The sequence below is a fragment of the Allobosea sp. GW821-FHT12C12 genome (genome assembly GCF_058807355.1).
In genome coordinates, this window is record NZ_JBXAQP010000004.1 from 320,853 (window position 1) to 337,569 (window position 16,717).

Below are 16,717 nucleotides of genomic sequence, written 5' to 3' on the forward strand. Positions count from 1 at the left end.
TTGAGAGCTTTACGCGGTCTACCGCGTTCCGAACATCCGATCGCCGGCGTCGCCGAGGCCCGGCACGATGTAGCCGTGGTCGTTCAGGCATTCGTCGATCGCCGCCGTCCAGATGCGGACCTCCGGGTGCGCGCCGCGCAGCCGGGCGATGCCTTCCGGCGCGGCCAGCAGGCAGACGAAGCGCAGGTCCCTGGCGCCGCGCTCCTTGAGCCGGTCGATCGCGGCGACCGCCGAATTCGCCGTCGCCAGCATCGGGTCCATCACCACGATCATGCGGTCGGCGACGTCGGAGGGGGCCTTGAAGTAGTATTCCACCGCCTGCAGCGTGTGCGGATCGCGGTAGAGGCCGATATGGGCGACGCGGGCGGCTGGCACGAGCTCCAGCATGCCGTCGAGGAAGCCGACGCCGGCGCGCAGGATCGGCGCGAAGACCAGCTTCTTGCCGGCGATGATCGGCTGCATCGTCTTCGTCAGAGGCGTCTCGATCTCGACCATCTCGATCGGCAGGTCGCGCGTCACCTCGTAGCAGAGCAGCATGCCGATCTCGTTGAGGAGCTGGCGGAAGCTCTTGGTCGAGCGGTCCTTCTCGCGCATCAGCGTCAGCTTGTGCCGGACGAGCGGATGGTCGACGACGGTGACGCCGTCCTGCTGCGTGGTCATTCGCTCGATTCCCCCTTTTGCCACTCTCATCCCTCATTTCGAGGAGCCGCGAAAGCGGCGTCCCGAAGGACCATCCAGCACTCTGGAGCATCCTTCGGGGCGCGGCCTGCGGCCGCTCCTCAGGATGAGGGCGGAGGGTTGCCTAACTCAGTCAGAATACCGTGCCGTCGCTGACGATCGTCAAGGGCGGGCCGCCCCCAGTGCGCTTTTGCGCGGCGATCCGGCGGCCGGCGGCCCAGGTGCCGCCCTCCAGCACCTTCGCCAGCGGCAATTCCTCGCGCGTGCGGCCAAGTCGCTTTCGCACCAGCGTCCCGATCTCGTCGAGCAGCGCGACGGTCAGCGCGCGCCACTCCACCACCAGCGTCGAGCCCGCCTCATGGGCGCGGCCGGCCTCCGCCTCGTCTTTCAGCGCGAGCACGCCCGCGTCGAGGAAGAGCCCGCCATTGCGGTATTCCGGCAGGCCGGTGAGATCGTCGATCTCGACCACCGCGATCCCGGCCCATTGCAGCGGCTCGATCAGCGAATAGGACAGCCATTGCGAGAGCTTGTGGAAGGGCACGAGCCCGGCCGTGACCTCGCCTGGCGCGATCAGGGGATGGCGCCAGGTGTCGCCGAGCGGAATGCCCGCGATCGTCAGCCGCGACGGCCAGATGCCGCCGAAGACGCTCAGCACCTCGCCGAGGATGTGCCCGGCGCGCAGCGAGCCGGTCTCGGCCGCGCCCGCGAGCCGGTCGAACAGGTCGCCCGGCCGGTTCAGGCCCTGCCGCTCCAGCTCCTCGCCGAGGCGGTTGAGCAGCGCCGCGCGGCCCTCGACCGCCAGCAGGGGATTGTCCGGCCCGGCCTGGAAGCCGGCGGCGAGCGCGTCGGAATCGAGATGGCGCAGCGCGTTGGCGTCGGCCCGCAGCGGCGCGCCGGAATCGCTGGAGAAGAGGCCGGCCGCGAACATGTCGAGCGAGGCCAGCGCCAGCCCCTCGGAGCGGCCGACCTGATGCCCGGTCTCGGGATCGCGGTAGCGCCAGTCCGGCCCGGCGCCGGCGTCGAGCAGCACGCTGACGATGGCGAGGTCGTAGGCGGCGCGGCCGCGCGCGCGGGCATCGGCGAAACCGGCGCGCGCGTCGAGCGCCCGCCAGCGGTCGACGCCGGCGACGGTGAAGTGCCGCCAGCGCGCATGGAAGGGGATGTCGAGCGTCGGATAATTCGCCCGGATGGTGTCGAGCACGTAATCGGCGCAAGGCTCGAGCCTGGCCGCGTCGACATGGAAATGCAGCAGCTTGCCGGAAAGGCCGAGTTCGAGCATCTCCTGAGCGCGGGCGCGGACGGCGGCAGGCTTGAGCAAGGCGCGGACGGCCTCGGGATTGCGATCAGGCATCAGAGGGGTCGCCGGCAGTCCCCTTCCCCCCGCTTGCGGTGGGGAAGGGTCGGGGATGGGGAGGCGTGCAGGACGAGACTGGACGGGCGACGCAGGCGATGTCCTGGACTCTCCCCCCCGCCCCGGCCCTCCCCGCCGCACGCGGGGGGAGGGAGCGCGCGCAGTGCCGAACAGAGGAAAAAGTCGCCGACATATCGGTAGCCGTCATCGCTCAGAACTTGTCGAGGTCGCGGCCGACGGTCGCCTTGAGCGCGTTGTCGCCGGGCGCGCCGTCGGGCGCGTAATAGCCGGCCGCCTTCTTGGCCTCCATCTCGACCGAGGCGTCGGGCGGGATCAGCTCGGGCGGGATCGCGACGCGCTCGCCGATCTCGATACCGCTCTCGACCATGGCGTCGTATTTCATGTTCGACATCGACATCAGCCGGTCGATCCTCGTGACGCCGAGCCAGTGCAGCACGTCCGGCATGAGCTGCTGGAAGCGGGCGTCCTGCACGCCGGCGACGCATTCGGTGCGCTCGAAATAGGTCGCGGCCGAATCGCCGCCCTCCTGGCGCTTGCGGGCGTTGTAGACGAGGAACTTCGTGACCTCGCCGAGCGCCCGGCCCTCCTTGCGGTTGTAGACGATCAGCCCGACGCCGCCGCCCTGGGCCTCCTTCACGGCCTCCTCGATGCCGTGGACGAGATAGGGCCGGCAGGTGCAGATGTCGGAGCCGAACACGTCGGAGCCGTTGCACTCGTCATGGACGCGGCAGGCAATGCTGCTCTTGCGGTCCGACAACGCCGAGACCTCGCCGACGACATAGGCCGTGATCGAGCCGATCGGCGGCAGGAACACCTTCATGTCCGGCCGCGTGACGAGTTCGGGATACATGCCGCCGGTCTGCTCGAACAGCGTGCGGCGCAGTTCGGTCTCGCTCGTGCCGAAGCGCTCGGCGATGCCGGGCAGATGCCAGACCGGATCGATCGCGATCTTGGTGACGCTGATGTCGCCGGATTTGTGCAGGATGTGGTCGTCGGCCGCGAGCCGGTGCGCCGCCATGGCGGCGAGGATTTCGGGCAGATTGAGCCTCGCCTTGGTCACCGCGATGGTCGGGCGGATGTCGATGCCCTCGCCGATCCACCGGCCGAAATCCTGCGCGACGCTGTGGCCGAACGGATCGAGCGAGACGATTCTTCCGGGCTCGAACCATGACGGTTGCGGCGCGATCTCGGCGGTCGGGTGGGTGTTGCGCAGGTCCGGGCGCTGCGAGGGGTTCATGGCGCGGGCCGAGATCGCGAGCGCGCGGTAGACCGAATAGGAGCCGCCATGCGCGCCGATGACGTTGCGGTCTCCGGGAACCGTGGTCGAGGCGATGATCGGCCCGCGCTCGGTCGCGCTGCCGGCGCCCCAGCGGATCGGGAAGCGGCCGGCGGCGCTGCCCGGCTCGGGATACGAGGTCAGGCGGGTATGGGTGGTGCGGTTCGGCGAATTCATCGCGGGCTCGCGCTGCAATAGGAAAGGGCCCCGCGACGGAAAACCGTCCGGGGCCCTCTGGACCTAGCGAAGTGTGTACGAGTGCCGGCCCGCCGTCAATCGGGTCATCTTCCCGTCATGGTCGGGCTTGTCCCGACCATCCACGTCTTGCGGCGTCGAGCCCAATGATCAGGACATGGATGGGCGCCACAAGGGCGACCATGACGGCGAGGACTGTCTCAGAACACGGCGAGATAGCGCAGCAGCGAAATGATGCCGATGACGATGACGATGATCTGGACGACGTTCTTGATCTGCGCGTCGAGCGGCAGCATGCGCACGAGATAGAGAACCAGACCGATGACGAGGACGGTAATGAGAAGCGAAATCAAAAGGGACATGATTAAATCCTTATGCTCGGCCGGAAGCCGGCCCCCCGGGGCCCGCGCCGCGACGCATTCGCAAGCACATCAGCCCCGCGTCGAAAACGTCGCGGGGTGGGAATAGGTTCCGGTGGGGGTGGATGCGCGCCGGCAAAGGCGCGGGAAGCACCGCCGCCTCCATCCTTCTCCCGGATGGGAGAAGGTGGCCCGGAGGGCCGGATGAGGGCCAGCCCTTTCAGCGAAAAAGCGCTACGGCTTCGCCATACCTCTTGTAGGCAGCGGCGGCCCTCATCCCTGCCCTTCTCCCACCCGGAAGAAGGGTTCCTCATGCCGATCGTGGATCGGACTCAGCCTGCGATCCGCCCGAAATCCGCGACCGCGCGCGTCGCCTCGCGGAGCTGGTTGAGCAGGCGCAGCCGGTTCGCCCGCAGGCCCGGATTGGGATCGTTGACCGTGACCTTGTCGAAGAAGGCGTCGACCGCCGGGCGCAGCTCTGCCAGCGCCGCCATCGCGCCCTCATAGTCCTCGGCCGCGACGGCGCTCGCGGCTTTCGGCGTCGCCTGCGAGAGCGCGACCGCGAGCGCCTTCTCCTCGATCAGCCCGGCCTCGGCGATGAGATGCAGGTCCGGAGCGCCCGCGAAGACGCCCTCGCCGTCCTTCTTCTCCTCGGCCCTGAGGATGTTGGCGGCGCGCTTGTAGCCGGCGAGCAGGCTCCTGCCGTCCTGCGTGTCGAGGAAGCTGGAGAGCGCCGCGACGCGGCGGGTGACGAGGAGGAGGTCGTCGGACGCAGACCGGCCCTCCCCAAGCACCGCATCGACCAGATCATGCCGCGCGCCCTGGTCGCGGAGCATGACCTTCAGGCGGTCCTGGAAGAAGGAGAGGAGGTCGATGTTCTCCTTGTCTACTAATCGCCCCGACCAATCTCGCTTGGCGCGGCCTGAAAAACCGGAGCGACCAGCTTCAACTCTCATCACATGAGCCTCAAGCAGCGGCATGAGTGAAAAACCATGTCCATTCTCAACCACCAGCCGAATAACCCCCAGCGCCGCCCTGCGCAGCGCGAACGGGTCCTTGCTCCCGGTCGGCTTCTCGTCGATCGCCCAGAAGCCGACCAGCGTGTCGAGCTTGTCGGCGAGCGCGACCGCCACCGAGACCGGATCGGTCGGGACGCGGTCGGAGGGGCCGAGCGGCTTGTAGTGCTCCTCGATCGCGGCTGAGACCGACGTATGCTCGCCCTGCAGCTCGGCGTATTTGCGGCCCATCAGCCCCTGAAGCTCGGGGAACTCGCCGACCATCTCGGTCGGCAGATCGGCCTTGGCGAGTTTCGCGGCGCGCTCGGCGAAGTCCGGATCGGCCCCGACGATGGGCGCGAGCTCCCGCGCCAGCGCAGCGATGCGCTGCACCCGCTCGCCCTGCGTCCCGAGCCTGGCATGGAAGACGACGCCGAGCCTATCGAGCTTGGCCATGCGCTGGTCGAGCGGTTTCGTCAGGTCGAGCCCGAGCTTGTCCGCGCTCTCCTTCAACGTGTCGAGGTCGGGCAGGTTGCCCTTGTCGGTCCGCCAGAAATAGGCCGCGTCCGAGAGCCGCGCGCGCACCACGCGCTCGTTGCCGGCGACGATCGCAGCCCCCCCGTCGCTGGCGAGAAGGTTCGAGGTCAGCAGGAAGCGGTTGGCGAGGCTGCCGCTCGCGGGATCGCGCAGGACGAAGCACTTCTGGTTCGCCCGGATCGTCGCGCGGATCGCCTCCGCCGGGATTTCCAGGAAGCGCTCCTCGAACGATCCCATCAGCACGACCGGCCACTCGACCAGCCCCGCCACCTCCTCCAGCAACCCCTCGTCCTCGACCAGCTCCAGTCCTCGCGCGAAGGCGAGCGTGCGCGCGTCCGCCAGGATGATCTCCTTGCGCCGGTCGGCATCTAGCACGACGCGGGCCTTCTCCAGGGCGGCGACATAATCGTCGAAGCGCTTGACGGCGGTCGCGCCGGGCGCATGGAAGCGGTGGCCATAGGTGAGGTTTCCGGATTGGATGCCGTCGACGTTGAGCGGCACCACCTCAGGCTCCTCGGTCTCGGCCCCGAAGGTGCACAGGATCGCGTGCAGCGGGCGGACCCAGCGCAGGCTGCCCGGCTCGCGCGAAGCCTTGCCCCAGCGCATCGATTTCGGCCAGGGGAAGGCGCGGATCACAGCGGGCACGATCTCGGCGATGGCGCGAGAAGTCTCGACGCCGGGCTTCTCGACGACGGCGACGTAGCTGTCGCCCTTCTTCGGATCGCCGACGATGGTGGCCTGGTCTAGGGAGCTAAGCCCCGCCGCCCTGAGGAAGCCCTGGACGGCGGCGTCCGGCGCGCCGACGCGTGGGCCCTTGCGCTCCTCGCGGACATCGCGGCCGCGCACGGGCAGGCCGGCGACATGCAGCGCCAGCCGCCGCGGCGTGGCGAAGGCCTTCGCGCCCTCGTAGACCAGCCCGCGCTCGACCAGCGCGTCGGTGACGAGCTTGCGCAGGTCGTCCGCCGCCTTGCGCTGCATGCGGGCGGGGATTTCCTCGGAGAAGAGCTCGAGCAGGAGATCGGGCATCAGGCGTTCAGGCTCTTGTTGATGACGTCGCGAATCTCGCGAGCGATGAAATATTTGGGATTCGAGAGGTCTTCGATCTCGAAAAGGATGCCGACCGATACGAGCGCCTCAATGTTCAACTGCGCGGAGCGATACTGCACCCCGAGCAAACTGGCCACAGCAGGGATCGTCACGATCTGAACCCTGAAAAGGTGATCGATGATCGCCAGCAGGTTCGATGATCGACCAGCGCCGGTAGCTCGCCTGCGATAGTCCTTATGCAGGGCGATAAGCGCATCCGCCGCCATAATTGCGCTCCTGCAGGCGTCCGAGACGACATTGAGGAAGAAATCGATCCAGTCGAGCCACGCGCCCTCGCGCGAAACGGCGAACATCCGGTCGATATACTCGTCCTTGCGATGTTCGAGGCTGGGGCTGAGGTAGAGGATCGGCTCCCGCAAGACGCCGCGCATGAAGAGATGAAGGGGGATCAACATGCGTCCGACACGCCCGTTGCCGTCGGCGAAAGGGTGGATGGTCTCGAACTGATAATGGATCAAGGCCGCGTCGACGAGGTCGGGTATGCCGGCGCGATCCTCGAGGTGAATGTACTTCTCCAGTTCTCCCAAACATCCGAGCGCGTCGGCCGGTGGCGGCGGAATGAAGCGGGCCGCCTCGATCTCGCGCGCGCCAATGAAGTTCTGATGCGCCTTGAACTCCCCGGCCAACGCAGATGAGCCGCGATGACGCTTTACCCCTTGCAACAGCGTGCGATGGGCATCGCGCATCGTACGGAGCGAAAGCGGCAGCGTTGCAAGACTTTCGATGGCGTTGGCCAAGGCCCGGCGATAATTGACGACCTCGCGAGCGTCACTGGCCGAAGCGGATTCCGGACCTCCGGCGTCAACGAGCAGAAGCTCGTCGAGCGTCGTATAGGTTCCTTCCATGCTCGAAGACGTCAACGCCTCACGAACCTGAAGCGGCCGGATCAGCAGCAAGGGATCGGTCAACGTGCGCCCGATCCCGTTCAACTCCCCCAGAAGCTGTGCAGTGGTTGCCAGCCTGTCGGCCAGAGAGCCGAGATCGAGGCCGGCTGGCGGCAAGGAATGCGGTACGAATGCCCATTGCGAGCGATCGGTCGGCACAAGCCGGCCGCTCGGAGTCGCCGCAAAGTCCTCTTTTTTCATTTGGTGCAATCGCTCGACCAAGGATTATAACAAATAGGCAGTTTGTTATAATCCCTCTATGGCAGATTGCCAGAGAGTATAATTGCTCACGCCCCGCCGCCCGCAGTCCTGAGCCAGGCCGCGCCGCAGGCTTTCGAGAGTTCGCGCACCCGCAGGATGTAGCTCTGGCGCTCGGTCACCGAGATCACGCCGCGCGCGTCGAGCAGGTTGAACATGTGGCTCGCCTTGATGCACTGGTCGTAGGCCGGCAGAGCCAGGGTGTGGCGGGCGTCGTTGGCGCCTTCTTCCGCCTCGCCCGCCGCCAGCAGCGCCCGGCACTCGGCCTCGGCATCGGTGAAGTGGCGGAACAGCATCTGCGTGTCCGCATGCTCGAAATTGTGCCGCGAGAACTCCTGCTCGGCCTGCAGGAAGACCTCGCCATAGGAGATGCGCTCCGCGCCGTCGCCGCCGTTGAAGTTGAGGTCGTAGACGTTCTCGACGCCCTGGACATACATCGCCAGGCGCTCGAGCCCATAGGTCAGCTCGCCCGCGACCGGCGCGCATTCGACGCCGGCGACCTGCTGGAAATAGGTGAACTGGCTCACCTCCATGCCGTCGCACCAGCATTCCCAGCCGAGCCCCCAGGCCCCGAGCGTCGGGCTCTCCCAGTCGTCCTCGACGAAGCGGACATCGTGCAGGGCGAGGTCGACGCCGATCGCCTCCAGCGAGTCGAGATAGAGCTGCTGCAGATCGGGCGGAGACGGCTTCAGGATCACCTGGAACTGGTAGTAATGCTGAAGCCGGTTCGGGTTCTCGCCGTAGCGCCCGTCCTTGGGCCGGCGCGAGGGCTGGACATAGGCCGCCTTCCAGGGCTTCGGCCCGAGCGCGCGCAAGGTCGTCGCCGGGTGGAAGGTGCCGGCCCCGACCTCCATGTCGTAGGGCTGCAGCACGACGCAGCCGCGCTCGGCCCAGAAGCGCTGCAAGGTCAGCAGCAGACCCTGGAAGGAGCGGGTCGGGTCCATCGCGGCGGAGGAAGAGGCGGGAGCGGGCAAGGGCCTGGAGCCTTCGGAGTCTGGGATCGCGGCGTGACTAGAGGCTGGCGGGGGCGCAGGTCAAGTTTGGCGCCGCAATCGCGCGGGCAGCATTCGTTCATTCGCAGCGCGACAGCCTTCTCCTCGACCGCACGGTCCGCGGCGCTCGGGGGCGACCGCCCGAGACGGATCGGCGGCCTGTCGCAGCAGGAGAGCCACGTCTGTTCGGCGCCATCGCGCTCGCGGGCGCGGCGCTCGTCTCCGCCCCATCCCCGGCCGCGCCGCTTCGTCGCCCACCGGCGCATCTGGACCGGCTATCGCTGGGTAGTCAGACCTGTGAGGCCTGCCGCCGACAGGCCCAAACTCGGCCGCATTGCGACCGCTTCCTGAAAGCTGCCTGAACGGCGCGGTGGAACGCCGTTCAGGTTCGACAGTTATCATTGGACTTAAATAAGGCGGTCACGCGCGCGACAGAGGTCGCCGCCGCCCTGTGAGGAAAGGAACAGGTTCATGCTTCGCAAGCTGATTCTCGGATTTGCGGCGGCCATCGCTCTCGGGGCCGTGTCGCTTGCGCCCGCCACGGCCGCTCCGGTCGCGGCCGGCACGGTCCAGACCGCGCAGGAGACGCGCGCGGCCGGCGATCTGGTCGAGAAGGCGCAGTACTATTACGGGCCGCGCCGCTATTACGGGCCGCGCCGCTATTATGGGCCGCCGCGCTTCTACGGCCGCCCCTATTACGGGCCGCGCCGCTATTACGGCCCGCCGCGCTTCTATGGCCCGCGCCCGTTCTACGGCCCGCGCTACTACTGGTGAGCGCTTCAGTCGGGGCGCAGCGTCGCGGTTCCGCGATGCAGCGCCTCGCTCAGGGCGGTCATCCCGGCATCGGCCCGATGCAGAACGAGAGCCGGCAGCAGCGCTGCCGGCTTTTTGCTGCCGAGCGTGGCGCTGACCAGGATGCGGATCGCCGGCAGGTCGGCGGCGGCGTGGACGGGGCGGATCGCGACGCCGCCGAACCCGGTCGCGAGCCCGGCGAGAACCTCCGGCAGCGCCTCGGCACGATGCACCAGAGCGAGCCGGCCGCCCGGCATCAGCAGACGGCGCGCCGTCCGCAGCCAGAGCGCGAGCGGCGTCTCGACGACATGGGCGGCGCGGCGGTTGGGGACCGGCGACAGCCTCGCCTTTCCAGGCGCGTAGAAGGGCGGGTTCATCGCGACGCAGGCGAAGCTCGCCGTCGCCAGCCCGGCTTGCCGCAGCGCGGCGGCCGGCGCGCCGAGATCGGCCGCGACCACCCGCGCGCGCGCTCCAAACCCGTTCACATCGATATTGCGGGCGGCGAGCGCGGCAAGCTCCGGATCGCGCTCCAGCAGCGTGACCCGCAGCGCCGGTTGCGCCAGCGCCGCCGCGAGGCCGATCGTGCCCACGCCCGCGCCGAGATCGAGCAGCGGGCCGGCGCCGAGCTCGGGCAGGGTCGCCGCCAGCAGCACGGCGTCGGAACCGGCGCGATGGCCCTTTTTCGGCTGGAGCAGGGTCAGCCGGCCGTCGAGGATCCGGTCCTCGCCGATCCCGCCGAGGGCTGGCGCAGGGGCGAGTTCAGCCATCGCGCAGTTCGGGCCCGAACCCGGCCTCGACCAGCAAGGCCCGCGCCCGCATGCGGTCGGCCTCGCGCACCAGGAGCCGGCGCGGGAAAGCCCCGATCATGCCTTCGAGCGCGCTGATATGCTGGTCGGCGACCAGGCAATCGAGATTGGCCGAGGCCAGAAGCGCCTCGATGGCGCCGAGCAGGACGATATCGTTGGTGCGGACGAGTTCGTGCATGACGCCATGGAGCCCATGGCCGGCCAATCGCGCAAGTCCCTCGTTTAGAAGCGACGCCTGCCGCCCCTTCCCCGCTTGCGGTGGGGAGGGGGCCGGCAGGCGCGGCGACCGGCTGCGTTTGCAGGGGCTGGCCAGCCATGCGACGCTTGTGGCAAGGCAGTTGCGCGCTCCGACAGGCGCGAGAGGCCGGCTGGAGTGATCGTCATGGGCGTCGTCGTCGCGTTCGAGGACAAGGAAGCGGGCAAGGGATCGGACAGCGCCCGGATCGAGACGCTTGTCGAGCTGACGCGGCCCGACATGGAGCGCGTCAACGCGATGATCCTGTCGCGCACCGGCTCGGACGTGACCATGATCCCGGAAGTCGCGAACCACCTGATCTCGTCGGGCGGCAAGCGGCTGCGGCCGATGCTGACGCTGGCGACGGCGGCGCTCTCCGGCTATCGCGGCGACGGCCATGTCAGGCTCGCGGCCGGCGTCGAGTTCATGCACACCGCGACGCTGCTGCATGACGACGTCGTCGACCAGAGCGACATGCGCCGCGGCAAGCTCGCGGCCCGCATGCTCTGGGGCAACGAGGCGAGCGTGCTGGTCGGCGATTTCCTGCTCGGACAGGCCTTCAAGATGATGGTCGAGGTCGGCTCGCTCAGGGCGCTCGACATCCTCTCGACGGCGGCGGCCGTGATCGCCGAGGGCGAGGTGATGCAGCTCTCCGTCGCCAAGAACACCGAGACGACCGAGGACGAGTACCTCGCCGTGATCCGGGGCAAGACGGCCGAGCTCTTCGCCGCCGCCTGCGAGGTCGGCCCCGTCATCGCCGAGGCCGGCAGGGCCAAGGCCGCCGCCTGCCGCAGCTATGGCCTCAATCTCGGCATCGCCTTCCAGCTCATCGACGACGCGCTCGACTATGGCGGCATCGCCGCGCGGCTCGGCAAGAACACCGGCGACGACTTTCGCGAGGGCAAGATCACGCTGCCCGTCGTGCTCTCCTTCCGGCGCGGCGCCGAGGCCGAGCGCGCCTTCTGGCGGCGCACGCTGCAGGATGGCGAGATCGCGGACGGCGACCTGGAGGAAGCCCAGGCGATCATGCGCCGGCACCGGGCGCTGGAGGACACGATCGAGCGCGCCGAGCACTACGCCAAGATGGCCAGGGACGCGCTCGGCCTGTTCCCGAACTCGGCCATGAAGCAGGCGCTGAACGAGGCGGTCGATTTCTGCGTGGCGCGGGCGCATTGAGCCAAGGGCAGCCCTCGCGCGCTGTCATTCCGGGCCTTGCGAAGCAAGGAACCCGGAACCCATGACCGGGTGAGCCTTCGCCGTCATGCTCGCCCTTGTGGCGAGCATCCACGACTTGGGCGTAGCGCAAGACGACGGAGGACGTGGATGGTCGGCACAAGGCCGACCATGACGGAATAGGCCGTGCGCCCGGTCGTGGGTTCCGGGTTCGGCCCTGCGGGCCGCCCCGGAATGACGAAGGGAGGATCGTTGCACCGAAAACCCCGACCGGCCTTGCGGCCGCGGGGTTTCGGGCTTCGAGCGTATTCCCGAGGGGATGCGCGGGGCCGGGTGGCGCCGCGGTCGACGGCCGCGTGCCGATGTCGATGTCGGGTCGAAGTGTCGAAGCAGCGCCACAGCCGCCGCCCGACCCCGCACGCGGTTCTCTTTCGGGTTCGTCGTCAGTGGGAGTCCGGCGAGGACACGGGCCTGCCTGTTGAGCCCGTCTGGCGAACGACACCTCCATGGCCCCGACCCGCAACGGCCGCGACCATGAACACCGCTACTCCGCCCGGCCGCACGATGCCTCGCGACAGCCCCCTTGGTCGGGCGGAGCGGGAGGGTTATCGCACAGGTTTTGGGGGGTGGGGATTAAGGGGTAGCAGGGATGGCTCGACCATCGGTCGTGGCGGTGGCAGCATGGTCCCGAGATGACCAGCTACATGGCTACCGCGCTCACAATCAGCTTATTGGTCGCCGTTCTTATCTCGGCAACCGCCGCAAAGCGGCTGTTCACGCATAGTCGGCGCTCGCGAATGTCGTTTTTGTCGAGACTGATTTGGCTGCTTGCTTTGCTTCTTTCGTTTGCGACGGCTCTGCTTATCAGCTTTTTCTTCTGGACAGATTTTACGCGAAGTCTCATTGAGGAAAACTAACGAAGCTCAATCCTGCGCTCAAAATGCATCCGTTGCTGTTACGAAAAATCCTGCATCACGAGCTTGGGACTGGCGCTGGCACTACGAGGCTTGCCTCGACGAGCAGAGAGCGCTCAGGTGAGCCCACGCCTCACCCCCGCCGCGCCGCCTCGATCTTCGCCACGTCGATCTTCGTCATCTCCATCATCGCCGTGAAGGCGCGCCTGGCTTCCTCGCCGCCGGCGGCCATCGCCTCGGTCAGCGTGCGCGGGGTGATCTGCCAGGAGATGCCCCATCTGTCCTTGCACCAGCCGCAGGCGCTCGCCTTGCCGCCATTGCCGATGATGGCGTTCCAGTAGCGGTCGGTCTCCTCCTGGTCGTCGGTGGCGATCTGGAAGGAGAAGGCCTCGCTGTGCTTGAAGGCAGGGCCGCCGTTCAGGCCCATGCAGGGGATGCCGGCGACGGTGAAGTCGACCGTGATGACGTCGCCCGCCTTGCCGGAGGGATAGTCGGTCGGGGCGAGGTGGACCGCATGCACGGCGCTGTCCGGAAAAGTCTCGGCGTAGAAGCGGGCGGCGGCCTCGGCCTCCTTGTCGAACCAGACGCAGATCGTGTTCCTGGCGATCGGCATGACGTGTCCTCCTGTTCTTCAAAGGCCTTTCCGGCCCGGTTTACTGTCCATACGAAGCATGGCGACAGGCGGCGTCAGCAGTGCTCCCGCCCTCGCCGAGACGGATAGCTGCGCTCGATGGTGTTTTTGAGTCGCGGCTCTCAGCGGCCCAGCATCAGCCTGCCCCGCAGGCGTCGAGGGCGGCCGCGCTGCGTGGGAACCGCTTCCCGGCGAGGCGCGCCATCTCGCCGCGATGGCGTGGGGTGCCAGTTGCCGGTCGGCGATCGCTCCTCAGCGCAGCACGGTCGGCTTGATCCACCAGTCGGGGCGGGCCCGCGCCAGCGCCCTCGCCGCTTCCGCGTTAGCCCGGCAATCATCGAAGAGGGCGAAGCAGGTCGCGCCCGAGCCGGACATGCGCGCGAGCCGGCAGCCGGGAAGCGTGGCGAGGCGTTGCAGAAGGTCGGCGATGACGGGAGCGAGCCGGCGGGCCGGGGCTTCGAGGTCGTTGGCGCTGGCGGAGAGCGTGGCGATCAGGCTGTGAGTCGTCGCCAGAGCATTGTCCGTCATTGCGAGCAATGACGGGTCGAGCCGCGGCGCGGCCAGCGCCTCGAACACCGCGGCCGTCGCAACCGGCACGCCCGGATTGACCAGCACGGCGAAGAGCGGCGGCAGCGTGAGCGGCGCGCCCAGAACCTCGCCCAGCCCGGACATCGTCCGGGCGCGGGAGGCGAGGCAGACCGGGACGTCGGCGCCGATGCTCGCGGCCACGCGCGGCAGCGCGGGGTCGTCTTCCGCGATGCCGTTCAGCCTCGCCAGCAGGCGCAGCGCGCCGGCGGCGTCGGCCGAGCCGCCGCCGATGCCGGACGCCAGCGGCAGGCGCTTGACCAGATGGAAGCGGCCGGAGCGGAGCGGACCGGCTTCGCCGGCGAGCGCGCGGACGGCCTTCAGGATCAGGTTGTCGGGATCGGCTGCGAGGCCGTCGCCGAACGGGCCCGCCAGCGACAGGCCAAGCTCCGGCCCGGGCTCCAGCGTCAGCGCATCGCCTGCGCCGGCGAAGGCGACGAGGCTTTGAAGCTCGTGATAGCCCTCCGGGCGGCGGCCGAGCACGCGCAGCGTCAGGTTGATCTTGGCGCGGCAGCGCGTCGTCAGCGGGCGTGACATGGCGGCCAGGGCCATCGTTCGATCATTTTGAAAGCGCGAGCCTCTCCGCCCCCCGTTTGCGGTGGGGAGGTTTGGGGTGTGGGGCATTTCGGCCGGGCGAGACGACGCCAGGTTGCGCTTCGGCTTTCCGGCCCCCCATCCCCAGCCCTTTCCCACCGCAAGCGGGGGGAAGGGGACAGGGCGGCGCTTCGAGCGGTTGCCTTGACATGATGGCCGTAGCGGACGGCTCAGCCGCCATCCTTCCTGGGCTCGGAGGCCTGGGCGGAGGGCGAATCCTCCAGTCCGCGCTCGATCTTGCGCAGGATGTTGACGAGATCCTCGGGCTCGGGCTTGAGGTCGCGGGCCGCGTTCCACTGGAAGCGGGCTTCGAGCTGGCGGCCGACCTTCCAGTAGACGTCGCCGAGATGGTCGTTGATCACCGGGTCGGCGGGCCGCAGTTCGGTCGCGCGCTCGAGCTCCCGCAGCGCCTCGTCGTAGCGGCCGAGCCGGTAATAGGCCCAGCCGAGCGAATCGGTGATGTAGCCGTCGCGGGGCCTGAGCTCGACGGCGCGGCGCAGCATGCCGAGCGCCTCGTCGAGCTTGAGGTGCTGGTCGACCAGCGAATAGCCGAGATAGTTCAGCACCAGCGCGCGCTCGCGGCCGAGCGGCTCCGGCATCAGCGCCAGCGCCTTGCGCAGGTCGGCCTCGGCCTCGGTCCAGCGCTTGGTGCGCTCGCGGGCGATGCCGCGGAAATAGAACAGGTCCCAGTTGGCGCGGCCGGGCGCGGCGAGCTTGGCGATGGCCTGGTCGTAGGTGTCGGCAGCCTCCTGGAAGAGCTTGCGCGAGCGGTAGACGTTGCCGAGCGCCGAGAGCGCGTCGACATCGTTCGGCCGTTCCGCGATCAGCGCCTTGAGATGCTTCACCGCCTCCTCGGAGCGGCCGAGCGTCTCCAGGGCGAGGCCGGCCTGAATATCGGCGTTGGAGCGCAGCGGCGAATCAGCCGGCATGCGCTCGTAGACCGTCACCGCGTCCTCCGGCTGGCGGGCGCGCTCCAGGATGTCGCCGAGCGTCAGGATGGCGAGGTCGTGAGCCGGGTCGAGATAGACGGCAAGGCGCAGATAGAGCAGCGCCGCCGCCTCGTCGCCCTGGCGGTTGCCGGCGCTGGCGAGACCGTAGAGCACCTCGGCCGCGCCCTGCTGGGCGTTGCCGATCTGGCGCGGCGGCGTCTCGCGGGCGGCGACCCTGGCGAGGCCGTCGCGGATGATCGGATGGTTCGGCAGGAGCCGGTCGAAATCGCCATAGGTCGCGGCCGCGCCCTCGAAATCGCCGTTGCGGGCCTGCATCCGGGCCCAGAGATCGACCAGCCGCAGCGTCGTCTTCTCGGCGTCATAGGCGCTCTTCAGACGCTTCTCGGCGTCGGCCTTGCGGCCGGCGACATCGAGGATCAGCCCGGCATGGTAGTCTCGGAAGAGGTTGTAGGAGGCCTCGCCGCGCAGGCGGTCCAGCGTCTCCAGAGCCTTGTTGCTCTGGCCCGAGCCGGCATAGGACCAGGCCGAGAGCAGCGTCGCGGTGATGTCGGCGGCGCGGCCGCGCCCGCCGCGCTGCAGATGCGCGCGCGCCTGCTGGTAGTTCTTGAGCTTGATCGCGCGGATGCCGAGCGCGAGCTGGGCGAGGCCGTTGCTGGCGTCGCGCTGGACCAGTTTCTCGGCGGCGCGGAAGGCGTCGTTCATGGCGCCGTCGGCGAGGAAGGCGACGAAGCCGCGTTCGAGCAGGTCGCTGTTCTGCGGATCGCCCTTGATCGCCTCGCGCAGATAGGTCGAGGCCGCGCCGAGATCGCGCCCAGCGCCCGCGACGATCGCCGCGAGATAATTGCCTTCGAGGCTGTCGGCGGGTTCGAGCTGCCCGGTCGTTCTCGTCGCGACGGCGCCCTGCGCGGCGGCGCTGGCCTGGAAGGCCAGCAGGAACGCGAGGGCGATCGCCGTGCGGGGGCCACGGCCCTTCATTCTAAATGTCACGACTGCTCTTCTCCCTCGGTGCGCCGTTTCGCCGTAAGGCATGATCTCGCGCACCGGCGCATCCGGGTCCGGATCACTACGGGTCCAAGATGGCGGTTTCCGGGCTGGCCGGCAAGCCGCGCCGGTCACGCCTGCAAAATATGTAGCGCGCGCGCAACATGACCGGAAAACGCGCCGTGCAAAGGCGCTTTCGACGCGATTGCGCAAGGTAACTGCAAGATTCGCTGGTTAAGATTGAGAGGTTCGCATCCTCCGCGACGATTCGTCTAGGATTATTCTCATGAAGAAGATGGTTCTCAGCCTCGCCGCCGTCGCAATGCTGGCCGGCTTCGCCGCCGGCTGCGCCCAGCCCGAGAAGCCGGCCTCTCCGGTCATCAGCAAGGGCTGATCCGCCTCA

General features: G+C 68.4%; 14 protein-coding genes. 2 read left to right on the forward strand and 12 right to left on the reverse strand.

The features are described 5' to 3' along the window. Positions 1-18: 18 nt before the first annotated feature. The 7 genes from upp to AC1RRW_RS08305 all read right to left on the reverse strand — a co-directional run bounded on the left by upp (position 19) and on the right by AC1RRW_RS08305 (position 8,605). Entirely contained in the window at positions 19-690 is a 672-nt protein-coding gene (gene upp / locus AC1RRW_RS08275) for a uracil phosphoribosyltransferase (protein WP_492900184.1), read from the reverse strand. Between the two features lie 121 nt (positions 691-811). Continuing rightward, complete coding sequence (locus AC1RRW_RS08280; protein ID WP_492900185.1) at positions 812-2,029, reverse strand: URC4/urg3 family protein; 1,218 nt, start codon at positions 2,027-2,029, stop codon at positions 812-814. Between the two features lie 211 nt (positions 2,030-2,240). Further along, entirely contained in the window at positions 2,241-3,503 is a 1,263-nt protein-coding gene (locus tag AC1RRW_RS08285) for a GTP cyclohydrolase II (RefSeq protein ID WP_492900186.1), read from the reverse strand. A 218-nt stretch (positions 3,504-3,721) separates the two neighbouring features. After that, the gene (locus tag AC1RRW_RS08290; RefSeq protein WP_492900188.1) at positions 3,722-3,883 is read right to left on the reverse strand and encodes a Thivi_2564 family membrane protein; all 162 of its coding nucleotides are present in this window, start codon (positions 3,881-3,883) and stop codon (positions 3,722-3,724) included. A gap of 329 nt (positions 3,884-4,212) precedes the next feature. Beyond that, entirely contained in the window at positions 4,213-6,438 is a 2,226-nt protein-coding gene (gene glyS, locus AC1RRW_RS08295; protein WP_492900189.1) for a glycine--tRNA ligase subunit beta, read from the reverse strand. Next, on the reverse strand, positions 6,438-7,604 hold the full coding sequence (locus AC1RRW_RS08300) for a Fic family protein (RefSeq protein ID WP_492900191.1): 1,167 nt from the start codon (positions 7,602-7,604) through the stop codon (positions 6,438-6,440). Before AC1RRW_RS08300 ends, glyS begins: the two co-directional genes overlap by 1 nt. A gap of 86 nt (positions 7,605-7,690) precedes the next feature. Continuing rightward, positions 7,691-8,605 (reverse strand): glycine--tRNA ligase subunit alpha, encoded by a 915-nt coding sequence (locus AC1RRW_RS08305; RefSeq protein ID WP_492900236.1) that lies wholly within the window; start codon positions 8,603-8,605, stop codon positions 7,691-7,693. Between the two features lie 519 nt (positions 8,606-9,124). On the opposite strand from AC1RRW_RS08305, the gene AC1RRW_RS08310 reads away from it, so the two are divergent. Beyond that, the gene (locus tag AC1RRW_RS08310) at positions 9,125-9,427 is read left to right on the forward strand and encodes a hypothetical protein (RefSeq protein WP_492900192.1); all 303 of its coding nucleotides are present in this window, start codon (positions 9,125-9,127) and stop codon (positions 9,425-9,427) included. 5 nt (positions 9,428-9,432) lie between these two features. Here AC1RRW_RS08310 and AC1RRW_RS08315 read toward each other — a convergent pair whose 3' ends face one another. After that, positions 9,433-10,212, reverse strand: a complete 780-nt coding sequence (locus AC1RRW_RS08315; RefSeq protein WP_492900193.1) for a tRNA1(Val) (adenine(37)-N6)-methyltransferase — start codon at positions 10,210-10,212, stop codon at positions 9,433-9,435. Continuing rightward, the gene (locus tag AC1RRW_RS08320) at positions 10,205-10,429 is read right to left on the reverse strand and encodes a putative signal transducing protein (protein ID WP_492900237.1); all 225 of its coding nucleotides are present in this window, start codon (positions 10,427-10,429) and stop codon (positions 10,205-10,207) included. Before AC1RRW_RS08320 ends, AC1RRW_RS08315 begins: the two co-directional genes overlap by 8 nt. A 204-nt stretch (positions 10,430-10,633) precedes the next feature. On the opposite strand from AC1RRW_RS08320, the gene AC1RRW_RS08325 reads away from it, so the two are divergent. Further along, on the forward strand, positions 10,634-11,662 hold the full coding sequence (locus tag AC1RRW_RS08325; RefSeq protein ID WP_492900194.1) for a polyprenyl synthetase family protein: 1,029 nt from the start codon (positions 10,634-10,636) through the stop codon (positions 11,660-11,662). A 1,044-nt stretch (positions 11,663-12,706) separates the two neighbouring features. On the opposite strand, the gene AC1RRW_RS08330 is transcribed toward AC1RRW_RS08325, so the two are convergent. The 3 genes from AC1RRW_RS08330 to AC1RRW_RS08340 all read right to left on the reverse strand — a co-directional run bounded on the left by AC1RRW_RS08330 (position 12,707) and on the right by AC1RRW_RS08340 (position 16,320). After that, positions 12,707-13,186 carry a VOC family protein gene (locus AC1RRW_RS08330; RefSeq protein ID WP_492900195.1) on the reverse strand — a complete coding sequence of 160 codons (480 nt, stop codon included), beginning with the start codon at positions 13,184-13,186 and terminating at the stop codon, positions 12,707-12,709. A 270-nt stretch (positions 13,187-13,456) separates the two neighbouring features. Next, positions 13,457-14,341: a 4-(cytidine 5'-diphospho)-2-C-methyl-D-erythritol kinase gene (locus tag AC1RRW_RS08335; protein WP_492900197.1), complete on the reverse strand. Its 885-nt coding sequence runs from the start codon at positions 14,339-14,341 to the stop codon at positions 13,457-13,459. A gap of 212 nt (positions 14,342-14,553) precedes the next feature. Next, positions 14,554-16,320, reverse strand: coding sequence for a tetratricopeptide repeat protein (locus AC1RRW_RS08340; RefSeq protein ID WP_492900199.1), 1,767 nt, complete (start codon positions 16,318-16,320; stop codon positions 14,554-14,556). Between the last annotated feature and the right edge of the window lie 397 nt (positions 16,321-16,717).

Excerpts from the sequence above, each read along its gene's own strand:
- AC1RRW_RS08290 (WP_492900188.1), bottom strand. The coding sequence starts at position 3,883 with ATGTCCCTTTTGATTTCGCTTCTCATTACCGTCCTCGTCATCGGTCTG.
- AC1RRW_RS08300 (WP_492900191.1), bottom strand. The coding sequence starts at position 7,604 with ATGAAAAAAGAGGACTTTGCGGCGACTCCGAGCGGCCGGCTTGTGCCG.
- glyS (WP_492900189.1), bottom strand. The coding sequence starts at position 6,438 with ATGCCCGATCTCCTGCTCGAGCTCTTCTCCGAGGAAATCCCCGCCCGC.
- AC1RRW_RS08280 (WP_492900185.1), bottom strand. The coding sequence starts at position 2,029 with ATGCCTGATCGCAATCCCGAGGCCGTCCGCGCCTTGCTCAAGCCTGCC.
- upp (WP_492900184.1), bottom strand. The coding sequence starts at position 690 with ATGAGAGTGGCAAAAGGGGGAATCGAGCGAATGACCACGCAGCAGGAC.
- AC1RRW_RS08310 (WP_492900192.1), top strand. The coding sequence starts at position 9,125 with ATGCTTCGCAAGCTGATTCTCGGATTTGCGGCGGCCATCGCTCTCGGG.
- AC1RRW_RS08335 (WP_492900197.1), bottom strand. The coding sequence starts at position 14,341 with ATGGCCCTGGCCGCCATGTCACGCCCGCTGACGACGCGCTGCCGCGCC.
- AC1RRW_RS08305 (WP_492900236.1), bottom strand. The coding sequence starts at position 8,605 with ATGGACCCGACCCGCTCCTTCCAGGGTCTGCTGCTGACCTTGCAGCGC.
- AC1RRW_RS08285 (WP_492900186.1), bottom strand. The coding sequence starts at position 3,503 with ATGAATTCGCCGAACCGCACCACCCATACCCGCCTGACCTCGTATCCC.
- AC1RRW_RS08330 (WP_492900195.1), bottom strand. The coding sequence starts at position 13,186 with ATGCCGATCGCCAGGAACACGATCTGCGTCTGGTTCGACAAGGAGGCC.
- AC1RRW_RS08320 (WP_492900237.1), bottom strand. The coding sequence starts at position 10,429 with ATGCACGAACTCGTCCGCACCAACGATATCGTCCTGCTCGGCGCCATC.
- AC1RRW_RS08315 (WP_492900193.1), bottom strand. The coding sequence starts at position 10,212 with ATGGCTGAACTCGCCCCTGCGCCAGCCCTCGGCGGGATCGGCGAGGAC.
- AC1RRW_RS08325 (WP_492900194.1), top strand. The coding sequence starts at position 10,634 with ATGGGCGTCGTCGTCGCGTTCGAGGACAAGGAAGCGGGCAAGGGATCG.